Consider the following 24,080-nt stretch of genomic DNA (forward strand, 5'->3'; position numbering starts at 1 on the left):
ATAATGACAGTATACAGAGCAACCTGACGACAGGCAACAAAATCTAAAAAATGCTATTTTAAAGGAGCATCAACAGTAAATCATGTGGAATATTTGAAAAGAATAAATACAAAAGATCTGTTGAAAAATACTATTCCTAATGGAAACATAAGTGATCACTTACCGTTGTTGGTTAATCTACAGGAGGTTGGAAATGGAGTTTAAGAATTACTGGGGAACTAGTGAGGATTTTCAAGATGACTTGAAATATACCGATAATATTCATAGAATTATGGAGGAACAATGCAAATATTTGTTTCAGTATACGAAGGGGAAGATTTTTGCAGTTTTTGGTGAAATAAAGATGGATGGCTCAATGTTTGCGGTGGTAAGTGCTATGGCAAATGCATTTAAAGGTGTTTCGGGTACTGTATTACAAGAAACTGTTGCGGAAGCATCTACAAGAGATTTGATTGATGCGAATGCTATGTATTTTGATAAACGTTATGGTTTTGAAATATGCACTGAAAAATATAGATTTAGACTGTTTGAATTAAGAATGACACCAATTTATCCTGTTGAGATAATTGTTGATGAGGGAATTTGTAAAAATATAGGAAACACATTATCTAGGATAGCTATTCCAATGGAAAAATTTAATCGTTTTAAAATTAGCGATGAAGATACTTTTTGCAATGTACTACAAGAGATTTTACAGGATAAGAAGGTGCGATATATTATTGGCGAATTGCAAAAACGTGTGCAGGATAAAAATGAAATAAAAGAATATTTACCGGAGAAGGTAATAATTTGTGAAGGGCAGACTGATGAGATAGTTCTTCAAGCAATTGCTCAGAAATTAAGTCAAAAGGTTACAATTGTAGTTGCTAATGGCAAATATAATGTTCCAGCTATTTTTGATGCAGTAAAGGGAAAGAATACCAAATCTAATATATTAATTGTTGTTGATTCTGATGGAGATGAAGAAGAAACAAAAAAAATGATTAACGAGAAGATGGGTGCTGATAACTATGAGTTAGCAATAATTAATAATCGCATAGAGGACTGGTTCATGCCTGAAGTAGCAGATTTTAGTAAACTTAAATTGATGCAATCAATAGATGCAATTATCGAAGATATTGATATGGAAGAACTGAGTAAGACCGATAAATCATTTGCTAAAGTTGTAGATTTCTTAAAAAAATAGTTTATATGATGCTTTTTATAAAAAATATGAAGTAATTGTTGAGAAGTAGAAATATCCTAATTTAAGGATGTGAAAATCATGGGAGCAAGCAACAAAATTTGCCCGAACTGTGGCAGGAAGATGAAACAGCAGTTTATAGGATTACAGCATTGCAAATGCGGAATGAGCTGGAAGAAAGATATAGGATTTTTTAAGCGTACCAGTGATATGGTCTTTGCATTGCAGCGCAGGAATGTTGGAAAGAAAGTGAAACAGGTTCCTGTAATCCGGAGAAAGCAATAAACCGGCTGCAGGGGCAGTCAGATATTACAATTACATATAGTTTTACATAGCCGACAGGTTCAGTTTATTGAGATTGAGTCTGTCGGCTTTTTTATTTATCAATGCACTTCCCGACAAATTGTCGGGAGGTGGAAAGGAGCCAGAATGAAGCAGTATATACACCACCTGCTGGTACCGCCGTGAAGGAGACTGGCAGGCAGAAAGGAGGTCTTGCAAAATGGAAGAAGAGGTTACCCAAAGGACGATTGCTTTATCCATCAGAACAGCGAAGCTTACCGGTAACGTGCTGCGTGCTGCGTTGAGGAAGTTTCTTGCGGCACAGCACCAGAAAGGGAAAAATCCTTATAAGCAGGGAAAGCAGACGGTTAAAGAGCTGATCGGCCAAAATGCTGGTGTTTCCAACATTGAAATCAACGATGGCAACATCAAGTCTTTTGAACGTGTGGCGAAAAAATATGGGATTGATTATGCCTTAAAAAAGGATAAATCGGAAAATCCTCCGAAATATCTTGTGTTCTTCAAAGGACGGGATACGGATGTACTGAACCAGGCGTTCAAGGAGTATGTCGGAAAGCAGATGAAGCAGAAGGATAAGCCTTCCATTATGGAAAAACTTACCCATTTCAAAGAGGTTGTTGCAAAAGGCAAGAACCGGGAGCGGGCCAAAGAACACCAGAAGGACAGGGGGCAGAGTTTATGATGAATTTAAAGCCGGATGCTCCCCGCAGCCGGAAAAAAGGTGAAAAAGGGCATCGAAGCCGTGCATCGCCGAAGCAGAAATCAAAACAGTTCAGCTTTTCTATTCCGGCAGACAGCATTTCCGGAAAAGTAATTGCGGATGTGCGGGCATTTGTGCAGGAAAAGATCAACAGCCTGCAGTCACTGGATAAGAAAAAATTGTTCTTGACAAACTTTCCTTATCTCATATGCGGCTATTTTACTGATAAGATTGCATGGCTCTACCGGGTCAGTGATGGCGCAACCGGGTGGGATAAGCTGATGGAAACTTTAAACTATTTTGAGCGTGCATTTGCAGACCCGTTTCCCAGCATGTATTACATGGATCTGCTTTATGGATTTGCCGGTGGTGTGGCAATAAAACTGATCGTGTATTACAGATCAAAGAACGCCAAGAAGTACCGGCAGGGTGTTGAGTATGGTTCTGCCAGATGGGGAACGGAAAAAGATATTCAGCCATACAAAGATCCGGTGTTTGAGAATAATATCATTCTTACAGCAACGGAATGGCTGATGATGTCCGGCAGACCAAAGAACCCTAAATTTGCCAGAAATAAAAACATTCTGGTGATCGGCGGTTCCGGCTCGGGCAAGACTCGGTTTTTTGTAAAACCGAACCTGATGCAGATGCACAGCTCTTATGTGGTCACAGACCCGAAGGGGACTGTTTTAGTGGAGGTGGGAAAATTGCTTGCAAAAGGCGCACCCATGACGGATGAAAATGGGAAACTGGTGCGTGATAAAAATGGAAAAGTGGTGTATGAAACTTATAAAATCAAGGTCTTGAATACCATTAATTTCAAAAAATCCATGCATTATAATCCGTTTGTCTACATCCGCAGTGAAAAAGACATCCTGAAACTGGTGACAACCATCATTGCCAATACCAAAGGGGAAGGTCAGCAGGCAGGGGAAGATTTTTGGGTAAAGGCCGAGAAATTATACTACTGTGCACTGATTGGCTATATCTGGTATGAGGGCCGTGAGGAAGAAAAGAATTTCAATACACTTCTTGCCATGATCAATGCATCAGAAGCCAGGGAAGACGATGAAAATTTCAAAAATCCGGTTGACCTTATGTTTGAGGAACTGGAGCAGAGAGACCCGGAACACTTTGCAGTGAGACAGTACAAAAAATACAAACTTGCTGCCGGTAAGACAGCAAAATCTATCCTGATCAGTTGCGGAGCAAGGCTTGCCCCCTTTGATATTAAGGAACTGCGGGAACTTATGAGCTACGATGAATTGGAACTGGATATGCTGGGAGACAGGAAAACAGCATTGTTTGTCATTATTTCTGATACGGACGATACGTTCAATTTCGTGGTATCCATGATGTATACGCAGTTATTTAACCTGCTGTGTGACCGGGCAGACGATGTATATGACGGCAGGCTGCCGATCCATGTGCGCTGCCTGCTTGATGAGTTTGCGAATATTGGGCAGATACCAAAGTTTGAGAAGCTGATTGCTACTATCCGTAGCAGGGAAATATCAGCTTCTATTATTTTGCAGTCCAAGAGCCAGCTAAAGGCAATCTATAAGGATAATGCTGACACGATTGAAGGCAATTGTGATTCCACGATCTTTCTGGGAGGGAAGGAAAAGACCACCTTAAAAGAGATGGCGGAACTTCTGGGAAAGGAAACGATTGATCTTTATAATACCTCGGATACGAGGGGAAGCCAGCGTTCCTATGGTATGAATTACCAGAAAACAGGGAAGGAGCTGATGAGCCAGGATGAAATAGCAGTTATGGACGGCGGGAAATGTATCCTGCAGCTTCGTGGTGTCAGGCCGTTCTTCTCGGATAAATATGACATCTGCAAGCATAAGAATTACAGGTATCTGTCGGATTATGACAAAAAGAACCGCTTTGATATTGAAAAATATCTTAGCACCAATCTCGTGCTGAAACCGGATGATACGGTGGAAGTCTATGAGATGTAACCAGTAAACCGGCAGCTTCCCGACAAGTTGTCGCAAAGTGGAAGGAGGAAAGCAATGGATGCCATTGGAAAAAGGCAGCCGGTACCCCATCGGCTAAAATGTAAGTACCGGCTGCGCAGTGTCGGATTTTCCAAAGGAAAAATCCTGCCCTTATGTTACCACACAAGGCGGGATTTTCACAGGGTTTTTCTCTTCCTTTTTTAAAGAAAGGACATACACATATGGGATTTTTTACTACGGCGATTACGACCTTAAAAACACTGGTTTGTGCCATCGGTGCCGGACTTGCGGCATGGGGTGTCATCAACCTGCTGGAAGGATATGGCAATGACAACCCTGGGGCCAAGTCGCAGGGAATAAAACAGCTCATGGCTGGCGGTGGCATTGTGCTGATTGGAATGAACCTGATCCCGCAGCTGGCAACGCTGTTCGGATAATTGGATGAACGGGATTATTGAGAAGATAACAGAGTTCATAAAGGAGCTTCTGACAGGATGGATCACATCCAACCTGGACACCATGTTCACGGATGTCAATACGAAGGTGGGAACCATTGCTGCGGAAGTTGGAAGGACGCCCCAAGACTGGAACAGTGGCATTTTTTCGATGATAAAGAGCTTGTCGGATAATGTCATTGTCCCTATTGCGGGGATGATCATCACGTTTGTGCTGTGCTATGAGCTGATCTCCATGATCATGGAGAAGAACAACATGCACGATACGGACACGTTCATGTTTTTTAAGTACATTTTCAAGATGTGGGTAGCGGTATATCTGGTGACCCATACCTTTGATATTGCGATGGCCATTTTCGATGTGGCAAACCATGTGGTGACGAGTGCCGGAGGCATTATAAACGGCAATGCTTCCATAGATGTGGCAGATGCGCTGCAGGCCATTTTGGAGAATGGCGTGGAGGATATGGGCATCGGGGAACTGTTAGGGCTTGGCGTGGAGACGATGATCGTGAGTCTTTGCATGAAGATCATATCCGTCCTGATTACCGTCATTTTATATGGGCGTATGATCGAGATCTATCTTTATGTATCTGTTTCACCTATCCCATTTGCTACCTTTACCAACCGGGAATGGGGAAGCATTGGGAACAATTATGTGAAAGCACTGATGGCATTGGGGTTCCAGGGATTTTTCATGATGGTATGTGTGGCGATTTATGCTGTGCTGGTCAATTCCATCACAGTGGCAGACAACATCCACACGGCAATCTGGTCCGTGGCTGCCTATACTGTAATCCTGTGCTTTAGTTTATTTAAGACAGGCTCCCTGTCAAAGTCAATTTTTAATGCACATTAGGAGGGAAAGCTATGGCGTATGTACCTGTGCCAAAAGACTTGTCGAAAGTCAAGACAAAAGTGGCACTGAACCTGACCAAAAGACAGATCATCTGCTTCTCCCTTGCGGGAGTGTGCGGATTACCAGTTTACTTTTTAACAAAAACAGGTCTGGGAACAGATGTGGCGGCAACACTGATGGTCATTGTGATGCTGCCTTTTTTCTTTCTGGCGATGTATGAGAAAGATGGGTTCTCTGCCGAAAAGATACTGTTCCACATCATCCGGCAGAAATTTCTGCGTCCGGGGGTACGTGTTTATCAGTGTGAAAACATGTATGACCGGCTTGTGGAGCTGGACAGAATAGAGAAAGAAGGTGCAAAACTTGAGAAAAAGGCAAAAGAAGCCAGGGAAGCGAGAAATCCGTTCCGCTTCCACCGGAAATCCTGCCGTAAAAAGTAGGTCACAGCCTGCCGGAAACATTGGGCTTACAAAAGAGGAAAAGAAACGGCTGCGTCAGCTGCGGGAGAAAAAAGCAGAGCAGAAAAAGAAGAAGGTCCCTTTCACGGCGCAGGAGACACTCCCTTATAAAGAAATATACCGGGACGGTATCTGCCAGACGGAGGACAGGTTTTTTTCCAAGACCATCCAGTTTTTTGATATTAACTATCAGCTTGCGAAGAATGATGACAAGACAACGATTTTTGAGAATTACTGTGAGTTCCTGAATTACTTTGACAGTTCTGTCCGTTTTCAGATCACGTTTTTAAACCAGCAGGTCAACTTTGATGAGTATTCCAAGACCATTGATATTCCGCCAAAAGGGGATGCGTTTGATGACATCCGGAAGGAATATGCGGATATGCTGAAAATGCAGCTTGCAAAAGGGAATAATGGTCTGGTGAAGACAAAGTATATCACCTTTGGGATTAAAGCGGATAGCCTACGGGCAGCAAAATCCAGGCTGGAGCGTATTGAGACAGGGATTCTTAACAACTTTAAAGTGCTGGGGGCTGCGGCAAGGCCATTGAATGGTCTGGAACGTCTCAAAATCCTCCATGACACTATGAATATGGATACCAAGGAACCGTTTAAATTCCATTACGGAATGGTGGCAAAGACAGGGCTTGGGACAAAGGACTTTATTGCACCAACCGGGTTTGATTTCCGCAATGACAGCTATTTCCGTATGGGACAGACATTCGGATGCGTGTCCTATCTGCAGATCACTTCACCGGAGCTGACGGATAAGATGCTGGCGGATTTCCTTGATATGGAGGAAAACCTGATCGTAAACATCCATGTGCAGCCCGTAGACCCGAAGGCAGCCATTAAAAGCCTGAAAAATATCCTTTCCAATATCCAGAAAATGAAGATAGAGGAGCAGAAAAAGGCAGTAAGAAGCGGATATGACATGGACATCATCCCTACGGATATTTCCACTTATGGGGAAGAAGCAGAGAATTTGCTGAATGAACTGCAGTCCAGAAATGAGAAGATGTTTAAAGTAACATTCCTTCTGATGAATACGGCGGACAGCAAGAGGAAGCTGGATAATATCGCTTACCAGACTGCCGGTATCGCACAGAAATATAACTGCAATATCCGCAGGCTCCAGTATCTGCAGGAACAGGGAATGGTGGCATCCCTTCCGCTGGGGATGAACCAGACAGGTGTCCACAGGCTCCTGACTACTACATCCACAGCGATTTTTGTACCGTTTACCACCCAGGAACTGTTTATGGACGGGGAGGCACTTTATTACGGTCTGAATGCGTTATCCAACAACATGATCATGGTTGACCGTAAGAAACTGAAAAACCCCAATGGCTTGATTTTAGGTACGCCGGGTTCCGGAAAGTCTTTTGCGGCGAAGAGGGAAATCCTGAATGTATTCCTGATCACGGATGATGATATTATCGTGTGCGACCCGGAAGGGGAGTATTTCCCACTGGTAAATGCTTTAAACGGGCAGGTGGTAAAGATCAGTGCAAAAAGTACCGATTATATCAATCCGATGGATGTAAACCTTGATGTGATCTACCATCCGGAGAAGTACCGGATTAACGGGGATACGGAGGATGTGGACACCATTATTGCGGACAAATCCGAGTTTATTGCATCGTTCTGCGAGCTGATTATGAAAAAGCCGCAGGGTGCGGAGTTGGACGGCGATGAAGTGTCCATTATCGACCACTGTATTAAGGATATTTATGAGGAATTTCTTTATAATGACCCGGTACCGGAAAAAATGCCGGTGTTAGAGGATTTCCTGAACCGGCTGAATGATTATGCAGACCAGAATGATGCGGCAAGGAGGATTGCAAACTGCCTGCAGCTTTATGTTACAGGTTCACAGAATGTGTTCAACCACAGGACAAATGTAGATATGAATAACCGAGTGGTATGTTTTGATATTAAGGACCTGGGGACCACGCTTCGGAAAGCTGGGATGCTGATCGTCCAGAACATGGTATGGACAAGGGTTTCCACCAACCGGGCACTAAAAAAGGCAACCAGGTACTATGTGGATGAGTTCCACCTTCTTCTGAAGCAGCCGCAGACAGCCAACTATTCGGTGGAAATCTGGAAGCGTTTCCGTAAATGGGGTGGTATTCCCACTGGACTGACACAGAATGTAAGCGATTTTCTTGGTTCCCTGGCTGTGGAAAACATCGTAGGCAACAGTGATTTTATATATATGCTGAACCAGCATAGTGGTGACCAGAAAATCCTTGCCGAAAAACTGAATATCTCACAGCATCAGCTCTCTTTCGTCAATAACAGTAATGCCGGGGAAGGGCTGATTTTTTATGGGAATGTGATCATTCCATTCTCTGATAAGTATCCGACAGATACAAAGACCTATGCCATCATGAGTACAAAACCAGAAGAAATGCAGACGGAAGGGTGATCCCTCTTTTGCAGAAAAGAGGTGAGGCATTTTGCAGGAGCAGAAGTTTAAGGCAAAAGAGAAGAAAGTAAACCGTATGACCAGGAGTGGTCTGGTAGAAGAGAACCTTGCCACAAAGGGGAGCCGTAAGCTGACAGATAAGCAGGAAGAATTATCTTTTAAGAAGTCAGATGTAGAACAGTCCTTTGCGGCAGACCGGGAAGAAAGGAGGAAACCACAGAAAAAAGAGCATACGAAAGGACCGCCGGAAAACAAGGCCAGAAGCCGGCTGCCAAAAGAAAAGGAAGAAGACGATCCTGCCAAAGCGGAGGAAAATGCAGAAGAACCGCAGGAGAGCAGTTATCCGGATGACAGAAGGAAAGAACCCCGTGAATCAGTGGCGGCAGTCCGGGAACGGAAGGCAAGGAACCGGAGGCGTTACCATAACCAGAAACAGGTGAAAGCCTCAAGGCTTCAGTTTGACAAGATGGAAGCGGATGGGAGTCTGAATCAGAAACAAAAAGATGAAAAGATACCGGGAACGGAACCTGAAACGGAGAAAAGCCGGAAGCTCATCCGGGCAGAAGAAAAGTCAAAAAAGGCTTCCCAGAAGCTGGAACATGCCAAAAAGCACCAGACACAGAAGAAATCTATGAAACTGCAGCGTGTCAGGGAGGATGCGCCGGAAGGAAGCAAATACCGTCTGTATTTTGAAGAAACACCAAAAGCAGCGAAAACAGTTCCGGCAGTAAAGAAAGCCGGGGTACGGCTGAAAGATGATGTTGGGAATCTGGCGCACAATAAAATCCGGCAGGAGGAACAGGATAATTCTGCTGTACAAGCCGCCCATAAAGGGGAGCAGGCAGGGGAGGCACTGCTTCGGCAGCACAGCAACCGTAATTTCCGGAAGCAGAGAAAACAGCAGAGCAGCCTGAACCGTCTGGAGCGGAAAACTTATCTGGCAAATACGAATTACCAATACCGGAAATGGCTGGAAGAACACCCGGAAATGCAGAAAAAACTGTTCCGGAAAATGCTGCAGAAACAGAGGATTAAGCGGGAGTATATAATCGCATACAGGGCAGGGAAAATCCAGAAAGAAACAAAAAGGACAACCTTGAAGATGGCTGATGTATCTACAAAGGTAGCCAGAAAGGTTCAGGAGATGATCACACGTAACAGTACGTTGATTGTTTCCGCATTGCTGCTTCTGATTTTACTGCTGATCATCATGACAGGTATTTCATCCTGTTCCATGATACTGACAGACAATGTTTCTACGGTGATAGCGACCAGTTACATAGCAGATCCAGAGGAGATTGAACAGGCAGAGCTTTACTACACAAAGATGGAAGCCGAGCTGCAGCAACAGATCAACCAGATGGAAACGCAGTATCCGGGAAAAGATGAATACCGGTTCAATATTGGAGCTATTGGGCATGATCCCCATACACTGATCAGTTATCTGACTGCAAAGTATGGGGATTTTACTTTTTCACAGGTCAAAGGAGAACTGGAGTCCCTGTTTTCCGAACAATACGGAATCCGTGTAGAAGAGACTACGGAAACAAGGGAGGAAACAAGAACTATACGGGTGGGTGAGTCCCTGGGAAATGTGGTCACAAGTGGTTACTGCAACTGCACGATCTGCTGCGGGGTATGGAGCGGCGGGCCGACAGCCAGCGGTGCCATGCCGCAGGCAAACCATACCATTGCTGTGGATGCATCCAATCCATTTCTCCCGATGGGGACGAAAGTGGTAATGAACGGTGTGGAATATACGGTGGAAGATACCGGGAACTTTGCCAGGTATGGAGTACAGTTTGATGTGTATTATGACAATCACGCAGCAGCGTCTGCCCATGGGCATCAGACCTGGGAATGCTTTTTGGCAGAGGGAAATGCCAACTCTGTAGAGGTGACCAGAACAGTGACCGCAGATGTGCTGAATGTTTCTTTGACAGCCAAGCCGCTCTGGAGTGTTGTCCAGTCACGCATGGATGAAGAACAGAAAGAAATCTATGAGGTAGTGTATTCCTGTCGGGGAAACCTGCAGGATTATGATACGCCCATTGAACTGAACTGGTATTCCTATGTCAGCAGTTATTATGGATATTCCATCAATAACTCCACAGGGCGGATGGAACTGCACCGTGGTGTAAACATCAATGTCCGGGAAGGGACAGAAGTACAGTCCGTGATGGATGGCACAGTGGTCCGGACAGGGTATGATAGCACCTTTGGAAATTATGTGGTGACACAGGATGAAAAAGGTGTGCAGGTAAAATATGCCTATCTGCAGAATGTGTCTGTATCCCGGGGAGAAACCGTTACAAAAGATACAGTGATCGGTACCACGGGAAGTACAGGAAGTGCCACCGGAAGCCAGCTTTATCTGGAAATCGTAAAAGACGGGACTTATTATAACCCGATCTTTTATATCGGAACCGGTGAAGGCGGCTTATATGGCGGCGGTGCTGCTTATGACGATGAGACAGTACGCAGGCTGTTTGCAGAGGCAGAACGATACCTTGGTATGCCTTATGTATGGGGTGGCTCCAGTCCTGCAACGTCCTTTGACTGTTCCGGGTTTGTAAGCTATGTGTTTACCAATTCCGGAGTCTGCAACATGGGAAGGCTGACGGCACAGGGAATTTACAACATCTGTACGCCGATAGCACCGGAAGAGGCCAGGGCAGGGGACATTATTTTCTTTACCGGAACGTACAATGCCGGGGAACCGGTGACCCATGTGGGGATTTATGCCGGTAACGGACAGATGATCCACTGTGGTGACCCGATCCAGTATACATCTATCAATACGGCTTACTGGCAGTCCCATTTTTACGGGTTCGGAAGACCAAATTAGGAGGGAAACCATTGAATATTGAGCGAATCAAGGCAGAACTTTCCAAAACCTATGCCAGGATCGAACAGCTCCAGAAACGGGCAAGGGATTTGGAAGAGCAGAAGAAACAGGCGGAGGATATGGAATACCTGAAGATCATCCGGAAACATGGTATTTCAGCCGAGGAACTTCAGCTGATGATTGACATCAGCAATGAGGAACAGAAACAGATTTTAGAAAACAGAGAAAAGGAGCAGACAGGCAATGAAGAAAATCCATAAAAAAGCGGCTGCGCTGTTATTTGCAGTTACAGTGGCCGGTGTCCCTTTGGGGACGGCATTTTTGGGTTCCACGGTGGGCGCAAATGTGTTTGCACAGGCCACGGAAATGGCTGCTGAAGAAACTGCAGAGCAGGAAAATACTGAAATTTTCCCGGAAGAAGGACAAGGAGAGGAACAAACGGCAGTTGCCCAGCCAGAAGAAGAGCAAGCAGGAGAACAGACTGCAGTTACCCGGTCAGAAGATCTGCCTGATGAACAGACGGCAGAGGAAGTGCAGGAAACGCAGGTGCAGGCAGATACCGCCGCTGAAGATACTGCAGTAGAAAGTGAGAATGCCGTACCAGAGACGGAAACACAGGAAACCGCAGTACAGCCAGATGTGGTGATCACCATTACGGAACCGGACGGATGGCAAAAAGAGCAGGCGAAAGCCATGATCCAGGTGGAGGATGCGGCAGGGAGCGGCAGTTTTTCCGTTGTGAAAGTGGAAGCCAGGATTTCCGAAAATGGAAGCTGGCTGGATGTGACACAGGAACGGGAAGTGACGGTGACCGGGAACTGCAGTGTGTATGTGCGGGTCACGGATCAGAATGGACAGACCTATACACAGAGCAGATACATAGAATGCTTTGACCAGACAAAACCGACACTGAGTGCTGCGGCAAAAAACAGGGTGCTGATCATCCGGGGAACCGATGAAGGCTCCGGGGTGGCAGCGATTTATGTGAATGGAAACGAATTTACGGAACTGACGGATAATGCTTTAAAGGTAAGGTTGCAGAGGGCAGATACTTCCTATCAGTATTTTACCCTGCAGGTCCGGGATAATGCGGGTAATTTGTCAGAGACTTATCAGGTAGCCAATCCATATTATGAAAATCCGGATGCTGTATCCAACCCGTCGGACGGGACTGGTCCAGAAGAAAATAGCAACTCTTCCGGTGGATGCCAGCCCGACAGCCCCGACCAGTGCCACAGCAACCGTGACGGATTACCAGTCAACGGTCAGCGATACATCCTCTGGTGAAGCAGAGACAACAGAGACAACGGATACGGAGATTGCCATTTCAGATACAGATACCGGAAGGATACAGGGCGATATTGTTTCTTCTACTGTAAAAGGCGGGAAAGAGTTTTATATCATACGGACAAAGAGCGGAAAGATTTTTTATCTGATCGTTGATATGGATAAAACAGATGATAACGTGTACCTTCTGACAGAAGTAGGCGAAAATGACCTGTTAAACTTTACGGATACGGATACCGTAACGCTTCCGCAGAACCAGGCGGTCATGGAGTCTTCCCTGCCTCTGGAAATCGTAGAACAGGAACCGGAAACAGAACCGGAAGAAAAAGAGCCTGAAGAAGAGGCGAAACCTGCAGAAAAGACAGCAAATAATTCCGGAACCATCCTTTTGATGGTGCTTGCCCTTGTGGGTGTCGGCGGAGGTTATTACTACCTGAAATTCGTCAGGGGAAAGAAAGAGTCTTTTGAGTATGATGACGAAGATGAGGATGAGGAAGAAACCGCCTATGAAGAAGATGATACCGAAACAGAACCGGAGGAAGATACCGGTGAAGAAGAACCGGAAAATGAGGACTCTTTGGAGGATGAGGACTATATGTAAACAGGAAAGAAAGCGGTGTTTTGGCACCGCTTCTTATCATAAAAAAGATTTTCCTTTCATTAAAGAGAAATGAGGTGAAACATGCAGTTAGTAATTACGGAAAAACCCAGCGTGGCAAAGAGCATCGCCCAGGTGCTTCATGCTGCGGAAGCAAAAAACGGGTATCTGCAGGGGAATGGTTATCTGGTGTCTTGGTGTGTAGGGCATCTGGTGGAACTGGCCAGTGCGGATTCCTACCGGGAAGAATGGAAGAAATGGTCTCATGAACAGCTTCCCATCATTCCGGATGTGTGGCAGTACAAGGTAAAGGAAAGTACCAGAAAACAGTATGAGGTACTGAAAACATTGCTCCATGACCCACAGGTGGCAGAAGTGGTCTGTGCGACAGATGCAGGACGGGAAGGAGAACTGATCTTCCGGCTGGTCTATGAGCAGGCAGGATGTACAAAACCATTCAAGCGCCTGTGGATTTCTTCTATGGAAGAGCGTGCCATTGTGGACGGGTTTGCCAATCTTCGGGATGGACGGGAGTATGACAACCTTTACCTGTCTGCCGTATGCAGAAGTGAAGCGGACTGGCTGGTTGGCATCAATGCCACAAGGCTGTTTACCGTGTTATACCGTCACAGGCTGACGGTGGGAAGAGTACAGACACCGACACTGGCTATGATGGTGGACCGGGAACAGAGCATATCAGATTTTAAGAAGGAGCGCTATTTTATGGTGCATCTCCTGTGCGGCGGGCTGGATGCTGTGACAGGAAGGATTGATGAACAGGATAAGGCGGAAGAGATCATGGGAGCTTGCCAAAAAGGGCAGGCTCTTGTTGTGTCTGTCAAACAGGAAGAAAAGTCTGTGTATCCGCCGAAGCTGTATGACCTGACAACCCTCCAGAGAGATGCAAACCGTCTGTTTGGCTTCACTGCCCAGCAGACTCTGGATTACACCCAGAGCCTTTATGAACAGAAACTGGTAACATACCCGAGGACAGACAGCCAGTTTTTGACAGATGATATGGAAAAGAATGCGCTGGAGTCAGCGGCGGCGGTGCAGATGGTTTTCCCATTTATGCAGAGCAGCCTGCCGGTTCCGGATGTGGGGAGGGTAATGGACAGCAGGAAAGTGTCCGACCACCATGCCATAATCCCTACCGTGGAGATCGAAAAGACAGACCTGGGGAAAGTGCCGGGAGGGGAGCGGCAGATTTTATCCCTGATTGCTATGCGTCTCCTCTGTGCTACAGGAGAGATACATAAAATTGAGAGCGTTAAGGCGGAACTGGAATGTAATGGTATCCTTTTTACAGCTTCCGGAAAGACCATCCTGCAGAATGGATGGAAAACTACGGAAGAACAGTTCCTGAAAGAGTATAAAACGGGAAAGAAAAACGATAAAGAAGAAGTTCCATTGCCGGGATTGGCAGAGGGAATGACATTTCATGATGTGGATACAAAGGTCAGTGAGCATTACACTTCACCGCCGAAACATTTTACAGAGGATACGCTTCTGTCTGCAATGGAACATGCTGGAAGCGAAGAAATGGGTGAAGAAGTGGAAAGAAAGGGGCTTGGGACCCCGGCAACCAGAGCTGCGATCATTGAAAAGCTGGTTGAGAAAGGATTTGTTGAGAGAAAAAATAAGCAGATGCTTCCCACAGAGGATGGTGTAAAACTGATCACAGTGCTGCCGGAGGTAGTGAAATCGCCAAAACTGACGGCAGAATGGGAAAATGACCTGACGTTGATCTCCAAGGGGGAAAAGTCCTCCGAAGTATTTATGGAAGGGATTGAGGCGATGGTGTCCGCTCTGGTGCATACCTACCATGAAGTGGATGAATCAAAGCAGGGGATGTTTTCCAGTGACCGTGAGGCGGTGGGCAGATGCCCGAAATGTGGCGGCAATGTTTATGAAGGCAGAACGAACTTCTACTGTGAAAACAAGGACTGTGATTTTGCCTTATTAAAAAATAACCGGTATTTTGCTTCCATGCGTAAGGAGTTAACCAAGCCTGTTGTCCAAGCGCTTTTAAAGAATGGGAAAGCAAAGGTATCCGGCCTGTATTCCAAGAAAAAAGACAGTACCTTTGCGGCTACCATTCACATGGATACTTCTGGAAAATATCCGCAGTTTTCCATGACATTTGATGGGGAGAAAGGCAGCAAAGGGAAGAAAGTAAATAAAGAAAGAGGTAGCAAACATGAATAGAAAAAGAACATTGAGGCAGTTCCTTTCAGGAATGATGGCAATCCTTACGGTATTTACCACAATTTTCTCTTCTTTACCGGCATATGCGTCGGAAGAAGAAAAGAAAGCGAAGGAGTATCCACTTTACGAAGAGGTAAAAGAGTTTCTGGATGTGGATGAAGTGGTAACGGCAAAAGACCTGGAAGTGGATTCCGGTTCTGTTTTTGACATTACCAAAGACATGACCGGGATAGAAATTCCGGATAAAGAGAAAGTAAAAGTAACCTTCCATGAAGCAAAGAATGAGGCAGAAGAGGAATTTTCTATCAACCATGCCGATACTTATAAAGCGGTGTATTATGTAGAACCGATAAGCGGCCATCCGGTATATCAGATTTCCCGTAAGATCATCGTCAGGGAAGAGGCAGCTTCCGGAACCGTACAGCAGGAAATGACGGTAACCGATGCCGGTACGGAAACGTCTGTGGAAGAATCCGGGGACGAGGAAGGAGAGCCGGACTCGCAGGAGCCTGTGACAGAGTTCCCCATTCCGGAGACAGAAACAGAACCTGTGACAGATGGTACGGAAACCACAGAAGAGGAAACAACAGGTGATCCGGGACTTCCTTCCAATGAAACGGAGATGCTACAGGAACCGGCAGTGGAAGAAACAGAGGTCATTGTTCTTCCGGAGGAAGAGCAGTCAGAGGTGACAGTTGATACAGAAGATGGAACAGAGCTGGAGACAGAAGAAGAACCAGAGTCAGAGACAGAAACGGAAACAGAAGCAGAAACAGAGTCTGAAACTTCCGGTGACGGTGATTACCAGGTCCGTATTACAAAAGGGGAAGAATTGGATATTGTTCTGAACCATGAGGACGGGAGCTATGATGCCGGTGAAACGGTGGAATTTTCCACCAACCTGCCGGAAGGATGCCTGACAGCAGTAGCGGCTTTAAAAGAGGAAGCAAATGCACAGGGCAATACGGCAGATCTTCTGTATTCCGAAGTAACTTACCATGCCCAGACAGATACGTTCAGTTTTGAAATGCCTGCAGAGGATATCGCACTGGAGGTTGCCGTTGACCAGGCACAGGGTGGCATCATGCTTTTAGCAGCCGGAGACGAAGGTTTATGGGATGAAGCCACGGAGATTGAGGCGAATACCTATTATTACTATTCTGACGGACAGCTCCATCCCTTCAATTCCGTTATGGGAAGCGGAGGCAATGACTCCTATAAATATATCCGTTACAAAGTAGGAGGCAAGACTTATACAGTCAATGCGTATTGTATGCAGCATTCCATGTCTTCCCCACCCAGCGGTACTACCTATAAGAATATGATCGAGCTGGATGAGGGCGGCGATGATAAGTATCTCCGGAAAGCATTCTTCTATGGGTATGGCGGTCCCGGATGGGGCGGCACGTTCAACGGCTATAACATCAAACAGATCATGGAAAAGGCAGGGTGTACATCCGAGACAAGGGCGATGCAGCATTATCTGGTGGATTATCTTTATGATGGCGAGTCCGGTTTCGGCGGGGCTTTGTCGGATACTGCAAAAAATATGCTGCGGGAGATTAAGGCAGCACTGGCAAAAATGCCCGACCCGGCAGCCATGGAGCTGCTTCCGGGCCTTTCCGTTACGGTAAATGGAGCAGAAACAGAGACCTTTACATGGAAAGCAAATGAAGCTTTCACGATTACCATCCATCTGGAGGATGGGGTAAGCCTTGTAAATGAAACAACCGAAAAAACAGGGACTGGAAATGTGACAGTAAAAGGCGGGGAGAAATTCCATCTGGTTGCAACAACCAATGACATCAGCAAACTGAAAGGAAACTATGCGATCACTTCCAAATATCCGCTGGATTTCCATGCCATGCTTCTGAAACTGCAGAACTCGCAGGACATTGGATTTGGATATTATACGGATTCATCGGATATTTCCCTTACAGTGGACTGGCCGGAGCAGGCACAGATTGACATTGTGAAGCAGGATGGCACTTCCGGGGCAAAGCTGGCGGGTGCTGTATTTGGCATTTACAGTGATGCGGCCTGCACGAACCTGATCACCAAAATGCCCGCAACGGATAATAACGGTGCCTCCAGCGTGACACTGACAAAGACACAGGATACTGTGTACTTAAAAGAGATCACCGCACCTGCGGGTTATGTGGTAAGTGCAAAGGCAGAGAACATCAATCTGGTGGTAGGGAAGACAGTGACCAAAACCATTCCTAATCAGGAACAGACGGAAAGCCTGACGGTATATAAAGAAGGGGAAGTCCTGACCGGGGCTTCCGTTACAGAGTCCGGGACTTCCTTCCAGTATGAAAAACGAAAATTAAAAGGTGCTGTATATAAAGTTACTGCCGCAGAGGATATTACAAATGCCGCCGGTTCGGTGGTCTATAAAAAAGGAATGGCAGTGACGGAGAACCTGACAACCGGGGAGGGCGGAAGTGCAGCGCTTAATAACCTGCCCCTTGGCTCTTATGTGGTAACAGAGATAAAAGCCCCGGGCAACTATATCAATAACGGGGAAAGCAAAACAGTCACATTAAGCTATGCGGGACAGAATGAAAGTGTGGTATTTGCAAACGTAACCTTTTCCAATGACCGCCAGAAAGCGGAAGTTACAGTTGTGAAAAAAGACAGGGAAACAGAAAATCCCCTTGCGGGCGGCAGGTATGGTCTGTTTGCAGGAAATGATATCCTGAACGCAGACGGGATTGTGGTTGTAAAGAAGGATACCCTGATCGAGCAGGCAGTTACAGGGGCAGACGGTTCGGCAGTGTATCAGGCAGACCTTCCGCTTGGAAACAGTTATTATCTGAAAGAACTGCAGGCCCCGGATAATTATTACCGCAATAGTGAGGATGTCTATACTTTTACTTTTGCTTATACCCATGACAAAGAACCGGTACAGAAGTTTTCCCATACCTTTACCAATGAGCGGGTGGATGCCGTGATCAGGCTGGTAAAGAAAGATGCGGAAACCGGCACTCCCCAGGGGGACGCTACTCTTGAACATGCCGTATATGGTTTGTTTGCACGGGAAGATATTATACATCCGGACGGCAGGACAGGGGTGATCTACCCTGCAGGGACACAGATTGCCACATTGCCTACGGATGCGGAAGGCAAAGCATCGGTAACGGGTTTATATCTTGGAAAGTATTATGTGAAAGAAATTACCCCGTCAAATGGCTATCTGCTGGATGAAAAGGAGTATGACCTTTCCTGCAGTTTTGAAGGTGACCTTGTAAAAACAGTGGAGCAGACCTGTACTTCACCGGAGCAGGTGATCAAGCAGCCGTTCCAGATCATCAAAGCTGCCCAGAATGGAAAGACAGATGCAGACCTGCTAAAAGGTGCCGGTTTCTCTGCCTATCTGGTGAGCAGCCTGAAAACAAAAGAGGATGGAAGCTATGATTTCTCCTCTGCAAAGCCGGTTGTGATCGGGGAAAATGGGGCAACGGAGATCTTTACCGATGAAAAGGGATATGCCTGTTCCATTGCGCTTCCTTTTGGGACTTATCTTGTAAGGGAGACAACTACGCCCCACAACTATGAGCCGGTGGATGATTTTATCGTAAGGATTACGGAAAACCATCCGAATACACCGCAGACCTGGAGGGTGCTTCTGGATGATGAATTTGAAGCAAAGCTGAAAATCATCAAACTGGATGATGAGACGAAGAAAACAGTCCTGATTCCGGGTACGGAATTTAAGATTTATGACCTTGACCATGAAAAATACGTGGAACAGGTTACCACATATCCTACTACAGTTACCCATAAATCTTATTTCACGGATGCGGACGGATACCTGATCCTGCCACAGAGCCTGCCCATCGGCCATTACCGGGTCGAGGAAGTGACGGCTCCGGAAGGATATACCATCAACCAGAATTATGTGGAAGTTACAGTGGATTCCAATACCGCATATTATCAGGATGATGTCAGCAAAGATATTATTATTGAAGCTGTGTATGAGAACCATCCGGTAAAAGGTGAGCTGACAGTAGTGAAAAAGGGAGAAGTGCTGGACGGATATAAAAAGGATTTTACATACAAAATCCAGAACCTTGCCGGTGCCGTATTTGCGGTCTATGCAGCCGAAGATATTTATACGGCTGATTTCCAGAAGGATTCCAATGGAAACCGTATCCTGGAGTATGCAAAAGATGAACTGGTGGCAGAACTGACTACTGGCAAGGATGGCACAGCCACTTTAAAGAATCTTCCCCTTGGGACATACAAGGTAGTGGAAAAGACAGCCCCGGAAGGTTTTGTGCAGAACAGCGAAGCGCAGAATGTGCAGTTTGTTTATGCAGGGCAGGATACCCCGGTGGTTTCTGAAAGCGTGGAATTTTCCAATGAACGCCAGAAGGTGGAAATTTCTGCTGTGAAAAAGGATACGGAAAATGAAAAACTGCTGGCGGGAGCGGAATTTGCCCTATATGCAAAAGAGGATATCAAAGCTGGCGATGCAGTCATTGTTAAGGCAGATACGCTTCTTGCATCTGCCGTTACGGAGGAGAATGGAAAAGCAGTCTTTGGGCAGGACCTGCCGTTTGGAACATATTATGTGAAAGAGACAAAGGCACCGGCAGGTTTTGTTTCTAATGGGGAGACTATTGAAGCAACTGCTTCTTATCAGGGACAGGAAGTAGAAGTTGTCCGTCTGGAAGAAGTCTTTAAGAACCAGCCGACCATTACAGAATTTACAAAATCTGACCTGACAACCAGTGTAGAGCTGGATGGGGCAACACTGACAGTATTGGATCAGGACAAGAATACAGTGGATACATGGACTTCCGTAAAAGGAGAGCCGCATGTGATCAAACGGCTGCATGTGGGCGAGACATACATTCTCCGGGAAGAGTTTGCGCCTTATGGTTACCTGAAAGCGGAAGAAGTGGAATTTACTGTTGCAGATACCTCAGAAGTACAGAAAGTGGAAATGAAAGACGATGTTCCGACAGGCCGTATCATCATCAACAAAAAAGGTGAATTTATCGGTGAAATCACATGGAATGATATGATGGCCGGAGCAATGGAATCTGCATTTGGCTATGTGACAGGTTCCCTGAAGGATGTAACTTTTGAGGTATATGCGCTGGAGGACATCAAAGCTGCAGATGGTGAGAGTGAGGATTACTACAAAAAAGATGACCTTGTAGCAACCATCACAACGGATGCGCTGGGCTATGCGAGGGCGGATGACCTGCCTCTTGGAAAATACTATGTGGTGGAAAAAGAAACTGCAGAAGGGTTTGTGCTGGATGGGGAAGCAAGGAAGATCGACCTTACCTACCGTGACCAGGATACCCCTGTGGTCACCTACGATGAGGAATGGCAGAACAGCCGCCAGAAGGCAAAAGTAACTGTTGTAAAGAAAGAAAAAGGTCTGGAACGTGTCCTGGAGGGTGGAGTGTTTGCCCTCTGTACAAGAGAGAATATTAAAAATGCGGACGGAAAAGTGCTTCTGAAAGCAGATACCGTCATTGAGCAGAAAGCGACGGATAAAGAGGGAAAAATCCTCTTTTCAGCAGATCTCCCCATGGGCGGCAGATACTATGTAAAAGAAGTTCAGGCACCGGCAGGTTTTGTGACCACAGGTGAGGTACAGGAATTTGACTTCACTTATGCCGGTGAGGATCAGGCAGAGGTCATGTTTGACTTTATTTTTGAAAACGAACCTACAATCGTGGAGATCACGAAGTCAGACCTTACAACCGGTGGAGAACTTCCGGGAGCCAAACTGCAGGTGACGGATAAAGATGGAAATGTAGTGGATGAATGGATATCCGGTACAACACCGCATGTGATCCGGGAACTGGAGACTGGCAGGGAATATATGCTGACCGAGAAAATCCCTGCAGATGGATATGTAACAGCGGAAAGCATTACTTTTACGGTAGAGAATACTGCAGAAGTGCAGAAAGTGGAAATGAAAGACGATGTTACAAAAGTTCAGATCAGCAAGGTAGATATGACAGACGGAAGCTCCGAGATCGAGGGGGCAAAGCTGTATATCCTGAATGAGAATAATGAGGTGATGGAAAGCTGGACATCCGGAAAAGAGCCGCATTATGTGGAGAAACTTCCGGTTGGGACTTATACACTTTTGGAAGAGTCTGCTCCAAAGGGATATATCATTTCCAATAAAGTGAAATTCACAGTAAAGGATACCGGAGAAATACAGTCTGTGAAGATGGAGGATGACCAGGCAAGGGGAAGAGTCATTTTAAATAAGACCGACAAGGATACCAAAAAGCCGATGAAGGGAGTGGAATTTGCCCTTTGTGACAGCAAAGGAAAAGTCCTTGAAACACTGGTTACGGACAGTGCAGGCCATGCGGAGTCGAAAAGTTATCCGATTGCTACATTCAAGAATGGTGCTTATGGAAAGGAGATTGTTTATATCCTGAAAGAAACGAAAACGCTGGAAGGTTATAAATTGGACAAGACAGAATACAAGGTAAAATTCTCTTATGTGGATGATAAAACACCGGTTGTGGAGTATAAGATTGACCTTACCAATGAAAAGATTCCGGAAGAACAGCCGGAAACACCTTCTGCACCGGGTTCATCTGCACCAGATTCACCGTCCTCTGCGCAGAACACTCCGACATCTGTGATTGCGAACAGTCCAAAAACAGGTGACCATACACCAATTCTGCTGTTTGTGCTTCTGATGGCATTATCTGCAGGTGGGATTATCACAATGTTTGTTATGAAGAAACATAAAAAATAAAGCATCCTGGGCTGCATGGCAACATGCGGCCCTCATTATGAAAGAAAGAAGGTATAAAACATGGTAAAAGCAGAAGTAGAAATGAAAAACAAAGAAATGGCTAAGAAAAGGCTGGCAGCCTATGCAGTAAAAGTCAGGAAATGCCATAACGAGAAAGTAAAGGAGGAGAAATAGATGGATTATCAGGAATTTCAGGCAAAAATAGCAGAAGAGATCAAAGGGTATCTTCCCGAAATGTATGCAGATGCAGTTGTCAGGGTGGAACAGATAACAAAGAATAATGGGGTAACGTTGGATGCCCTTCAGGTCATGCTTCCGGGAGAACATATGGCCCCTTCCATATACCTGAATGAATTTTACGGGCAGCATCAGGAGGGCCGGAGCATGGAAAACATTCTGGCGCAGATCGGAAAAATCCGGGCAGAGTGTATGATGCCTGATCGGAGAGATGTGGAAGTATTTCAGAATTTTGCCCAGGTGAAGGATAAGATTATCTTCCGTGTAATCGGTGCCGACAGTAACCGGGATATGCTGCAGAAGATTCCTCACCGGATGGAGAATGATATGGCACTGGTTTACCGTGTACTGTTGGATAAAGGTGAGGAAGGTACAATGTCCGCATTGGTTAACGGTATGCTCCAGAAGGAGTGGGGAGTGACAGAAAAAGAACTGTATGACCTGGCACTGGCAAATACCCAGAGGGAGTTTCCGGCTGTATTCCGGCCAATGGCAGAGATTATGAAAGAAATGATGGTAAAGGAATTTACCGGCGTAGAACCTGCTTCTATGGATGCGGAAACAAGGGCTTTTTTCGAAGAAATGTTTTCGGATGATATGCTGGATGCAAAACTTCCCATGTATGTTCTGACCAATGACCGGACAAGCGAGGGTGCAGCTGCTTTGTTTTATCCGGAAATGAAAGAGCAGATTGCTGAAAAAGTGGGTGGGGATTACTTTGTCCTGCCTTCTTCAGTGCATGAGGTCCTGATCGTTCCGGATGACGGGATCATTGATTTTCAGGAATTAAAAAATATGGTAAATGAGGTCAACCAGACAGAAGTATCTCCGATGGATGTCCTGACAGGGGAGGTTTATTTCTTTGATCAGGAGGCACATCAGCTTATGATTGCCAGTGAACGTGCCGAAAAGGCAGAAGAGAGGAATACAGATCGACCGATGTCGATCATGGATAAGCTGAATACGGCAAAAGAACGGATCACGAAAGAGCCGGGGAATACCCGTCTGGAACCTGGGCTTGCAATATAGAATACAAAAGTTTACGGTGGGGCTGTCTGCGGATAGTCCTGCCGTTATAAGAAGAGGATGGGATTATGACGTTAGGAGAACAGATCAGGCAGGTACGCAGGAACCGTGGCATGACGCAGAAGGAATTGGGAATGAGGCTGGGATGCCCGGAGAACAGTGCTGATGTAAGGATTGCTCAATATGAGACTGGGCATCGCATGCCAAAGAAAGACCGGATGGAATCCATTGCAAAGGTTCTGGAGGTAAACCCGGAGATATTCTGCAGGAGAAGCCCGGATTCAGAAAAAGAGCTGATGAAGATGCTGCTCTGGATGGATGAGACTGACCGGGAATGGGTACAGATTGGTGAACCGGAGGAAATGGAAAAGGGAAGTGTCCTTCTGGTCTTTACAGAAGAAGAGATTCAGGAATTTCTGAAGGAATGGATGAAACAGAAAGACAGGCTGAATAGCCGTGAGATTTCTGAAAGGGAGTATCAGGAATGGAAGTGGCAATGCAACAAAAAGAAGCTGCCATAAATGACAGCTTCTCGGTTACAAAATTACCAGGATTGCTCCTGCGTTTACAACATCATACTAGCATAAACAGTATGCTTTGTCAAACGATTTTGTAATCAGTATAGGGTATGTAATGAGTTATCAGATGATACCGCAGGATTTCATTTTTTCACTGATCTGCTTGAGAGAGGCTGTAAAAAATCTTGTGTCTTTGGAAAGTGAATCTTTCTGATAAGAAATAGATATGTAAGGTTTTGCTGTCG

The 24,080-nt window shown here is 45.8% G+C and carries 16 protein-coding genes; all 16 read left to right on the plus strand.

Features of this window, described 5'->3' with window-relative positions; genetic code table 11:
• Window positions 1-193: 193 nt before the first annotated feature.
• The 16 genes from ACESZH_RS22010 (at window position 194) to ACESZH_RS22085 (ending at window position 23,838) form a co-directional block, all read left to right on the plus strand.
• A complete protein-coding gene (locus ACESZH_RS22010; protein WP_373219149.1) occupies window positions 194-1,186 on the plus strand; it encodes a TOPRIM nucleotidyl transferase/hydrolase domain-containing protein in 993 nt (330 codons plus the stop codon).
• A gap of 78 nt (window positions 1,187-1,264) precedes the next feature.
• A complete protein-coding gene (locus tag ACESZH_RS22015) occupies window positions 1,265-1,468 on the plus strand; it encodes a hypothetical protein (protein ID WP_373219148.1) in 204 nt (67 codons plus the stop codon).
• 217 nt (window positions 1,469-1,685) lie between these two features.
• Window positions 1,686-2,168, plus strand: coding sequence for a PcfB family protein (locus ACESZH_RS22020; RefSeq protein WP_026650045.1), 483 nt, complete (start codon window positions 1,686-1,688; stop codon window positions 2,166-2,168).
• 173 nt (window positions 2,169-2,341) lie between these two features.
• A complete protein-coding gene (locus ACESZH_RS22025; RefSeq protein WP_373219151.1) occupies window positions 2,342-4,156 on the plus strand; it encodes a VirD4-like conjugal transfer protein, CD1115 family in 1,815 nt (604 codons plus the stop codon).
• 221 nt (window positions 4,157-4,377) lie between these two features.
• Window positions 4,378-4,593 (plus strand): Maff2 family mobile element protein, encoded by a 216-nt coding sequence (locus ACESZH_RS22030; protein ID WP_373219147.1) that lies wholly within the window; start codon window positions 4,378-4,380, stop codon window positions 4,591-4,593.
• A gap of 4 nt (window positions 4,594-4,597) precedes the next feature.
• Window positions 4,598-5,470: a VirB6/TrbL-like conjugal transfer protein, CD1112 family gene (locus tag ACESZH_RS22035; RefSeq protein ID WP_026648654.1), complete on the plus strand. Its 873-nt coding sequence runs from the start codon at window positions 4,598-4,600 to the stop codon at window positions 5,468-5,470.
• An 11-nt stretch (window positions 5,471-5,481) separates the two neighbouring features.
• Window positions 5,482-5,910, plus strand: coding sequence for a PrgI family protein (locus ACESZH_RS22040; protein ID WP_373219146.1), 429 nt, complete (start codon window positions 5,482-5,484; stop codon window positions 5,908-5,910).
• 19 nt (window positions 5,911-5,929) lie between these two features.
• Window positions 5,930-8,362 (plus strand): VirB4-like conjugal transfer ATPase, CD1110 family, encoded by a 2,433-nt coding sequence (locus ACESZH_RS22045; RefSeq protein ID WP_373219150.1) that lies wholly within the window; start codon window positions 5,930-5,932, stop codon window positions 8,360-8,362.
• 31 nt (window positions 8,363-8,393) lie between these two features.
• Entirely contained in the window at window positions 8,394-11,210 is a 2,817-nt protein-coding gene (locus ACESZH_RS22050) for a CD1108 family mobile element protein (RefSeq protein WP_373219145.1), read from the plus strand.
• An 11-nt stretch (window positions 11,211-11,221) separates the two neighbouring features.
• On the plus strand, window positions 11,222-11,470 hold the full coding sequence (locus ACESZH_RS22055) for a DUF4315 family protein (protein ID WP_204453519.1): 249 nt from the start codon (window positions 11,222-11,224) through the stop codon (window positions 11,468-11,470).
• Window positions 11,454-12,497 carry a hypothetical protein gene (locus ACESZH_RS22060; RefSeq protein WP_373219144.1) on the plus strand — a complete coding sequence of 348 codons (1,044 nt, stop codon included), beginning with the start codon at window positions 11,454-11,456 and terminating at the stop codon, window positions 12,495-12,497. The genes ACESZH_RS22055 and ACESZH_RS22060 overlap by 17 nt, the downstream gene beginning before the upstream one ends.
• Window positions 12,412-13,098: a CD1107 family mobile element protein gene (locus ACESZH_RS22065; protein ID WP_373219143.1), complete on the plus strand. Its 687-nt coding sequence runs from the start codon at window positions 12,412-12,414 to the stop codon at window positions 13,096-13,098. Before ACESZH_RS22060 ends, ACESZH_RS22065 begins: the two co-directional genes overlap by 86 nt.
• A gap of 81 nt (window positions 13,099-13,179) precedes the next feature.
• A complete protein-coding gene (locus tag ACESZH_RS22070) occupies window positions 13,180-15,303 on the plus strand; it encodes a DNA topoisomerase 3 (RefSeq protein ID WP_373219142.1) in 2,124 nt (707 codons plus the stop codon).
• On the plus strand, window positions 15,296-22,054 hold the full coding sequence (locus tag ACESZH_RS22075; RefSeq protein ID WP_373219141.1) for a SpaA isopeptide-forming pilin-related protein: 6,759 nt from the start codon (window positions 15,296-15,298) through the stop codon (window positions 22,052-22,054). The genes ACESZH_RS22070 and ACESZH_RS22075 overlap by 8 nt, the downstream gene beginning before the upstream one ends.
• A gap of 174 nt (window positions 22,055-22,228) precedes the next feature.
• Window positions 22,229-23,320 carry a DUF5688 family protein gene (locus tag ACESZH_RS22080; protein ID WP_373219140.1) on the plus strand — a complete coding sequence of 364 codons (1,092 nt, stop codon included), beginning with the start codon at window positions 22,229-22,231 and terminating at the stop codon, window positions 23,318-23,320.
• 65 nt (window positions 23,321-23,385) lie between these two features.
• Complete coding sequence (locus ACESZH_RS22085) at window positions 23,386-23,838, plus strand: helix-turn-helix domain-containing protein (protein WP_373219139.1); 453 nt, start codon at window positions 23,386-23,388, stop codon at window positions 23,836-23,838.
• The last annotated feature ends 242 nt before the right edge of the window (window positions 23,839-24,080 follow it).

The organism is Ruminococcus sp. 5_1_39BFAA, from assembly GCF_964240875.1.
In the GTDB taxonomy this organism is placed as follows: domain Bacteria; phylum Bacillota; class Clostridia; order Lachnospirales; family Lachnospiraceae; genus Blautia_A.

Bases quoted from the DNA above. Each gene is read 5' to 3' on its own strand.
- ACESZH_RS22010 (WP_373219149.1), top strand. From the start codon at position 194: ATGGAGTTTAAGAATTACTGGGGAACTAGTGAGGATTTTCAAGATGAC.
- ACESZH_RS22015 (WP_373219148.1), top strand. From the start codon at position 1,265: ATGGGAGCAAGCAACAAAATTTGCCCGAACTGTGGCAGGAAGATGAAA.
- ACESZH_RS22020 (WP_026650045.1), top strand. From the start codon at position 1,686: ATGGAAGAAGAGGTTACCCAAAGGACGATTGCTTTATCCATCAGAACA.
- ACESZH_RS22030 (WP_373219147.1), top strand. From the start codon at position 4,378: ATGGGATTTTTTACTACGGCGATTACGACCTTAAAAACACTGGTTTGT.
- ACESZH_RS22035 (WP_026648654.1), top strand. From the start codon at position 4,598: ATGAACGGGATTATTGAGAAGATAACAGAGTTCATAAAGGAGCTTCTG.
- ACESZH_RS22040 (WP_373219146.1), top strand. From the start codon at position 5,482: ATGGCGTATGTACCTGTGCCAAAAGACTTGTCGAAAGTCAAGACAAAA.
- ACESZH_RS22060 (WP_373219144.1), top strand. From the start codon at position 11,454: ATGAAGAAAATCCATAAAAAAGCGGCTGCGCTGTTATTTGCAGTTACA.
- ACESZH_RS22070 (WP_373219142.1), top strand. From the start codon at position 13,180: ATGCAGTTAGTAATTACGGAAAAACCCAGCGTGGCAAAGAGCATCGCC.
- ACESZH_RS22075 (WP_373219141.1), top strand. From the start codon at position 15,296: ATGAATAGAAAAAGAACATTGAGGCAGTTCCTTTCAGGAATGATGGCA.
- ACESZH_RS22080 (WP_373219140.1), top strand. From the start codon at position 22,229: ATGGATTATCAGGAATTTCAGGCAAAAATAGCAGAAGAGATCAAAGGG.
- ACESZH_RS22085 (WP_373219139.1), top strand. From the start codon at position 23,386: ATGACGTTAGGAGAACAGATCAGGCAGGTACGCAGGAACCGTGGCATG.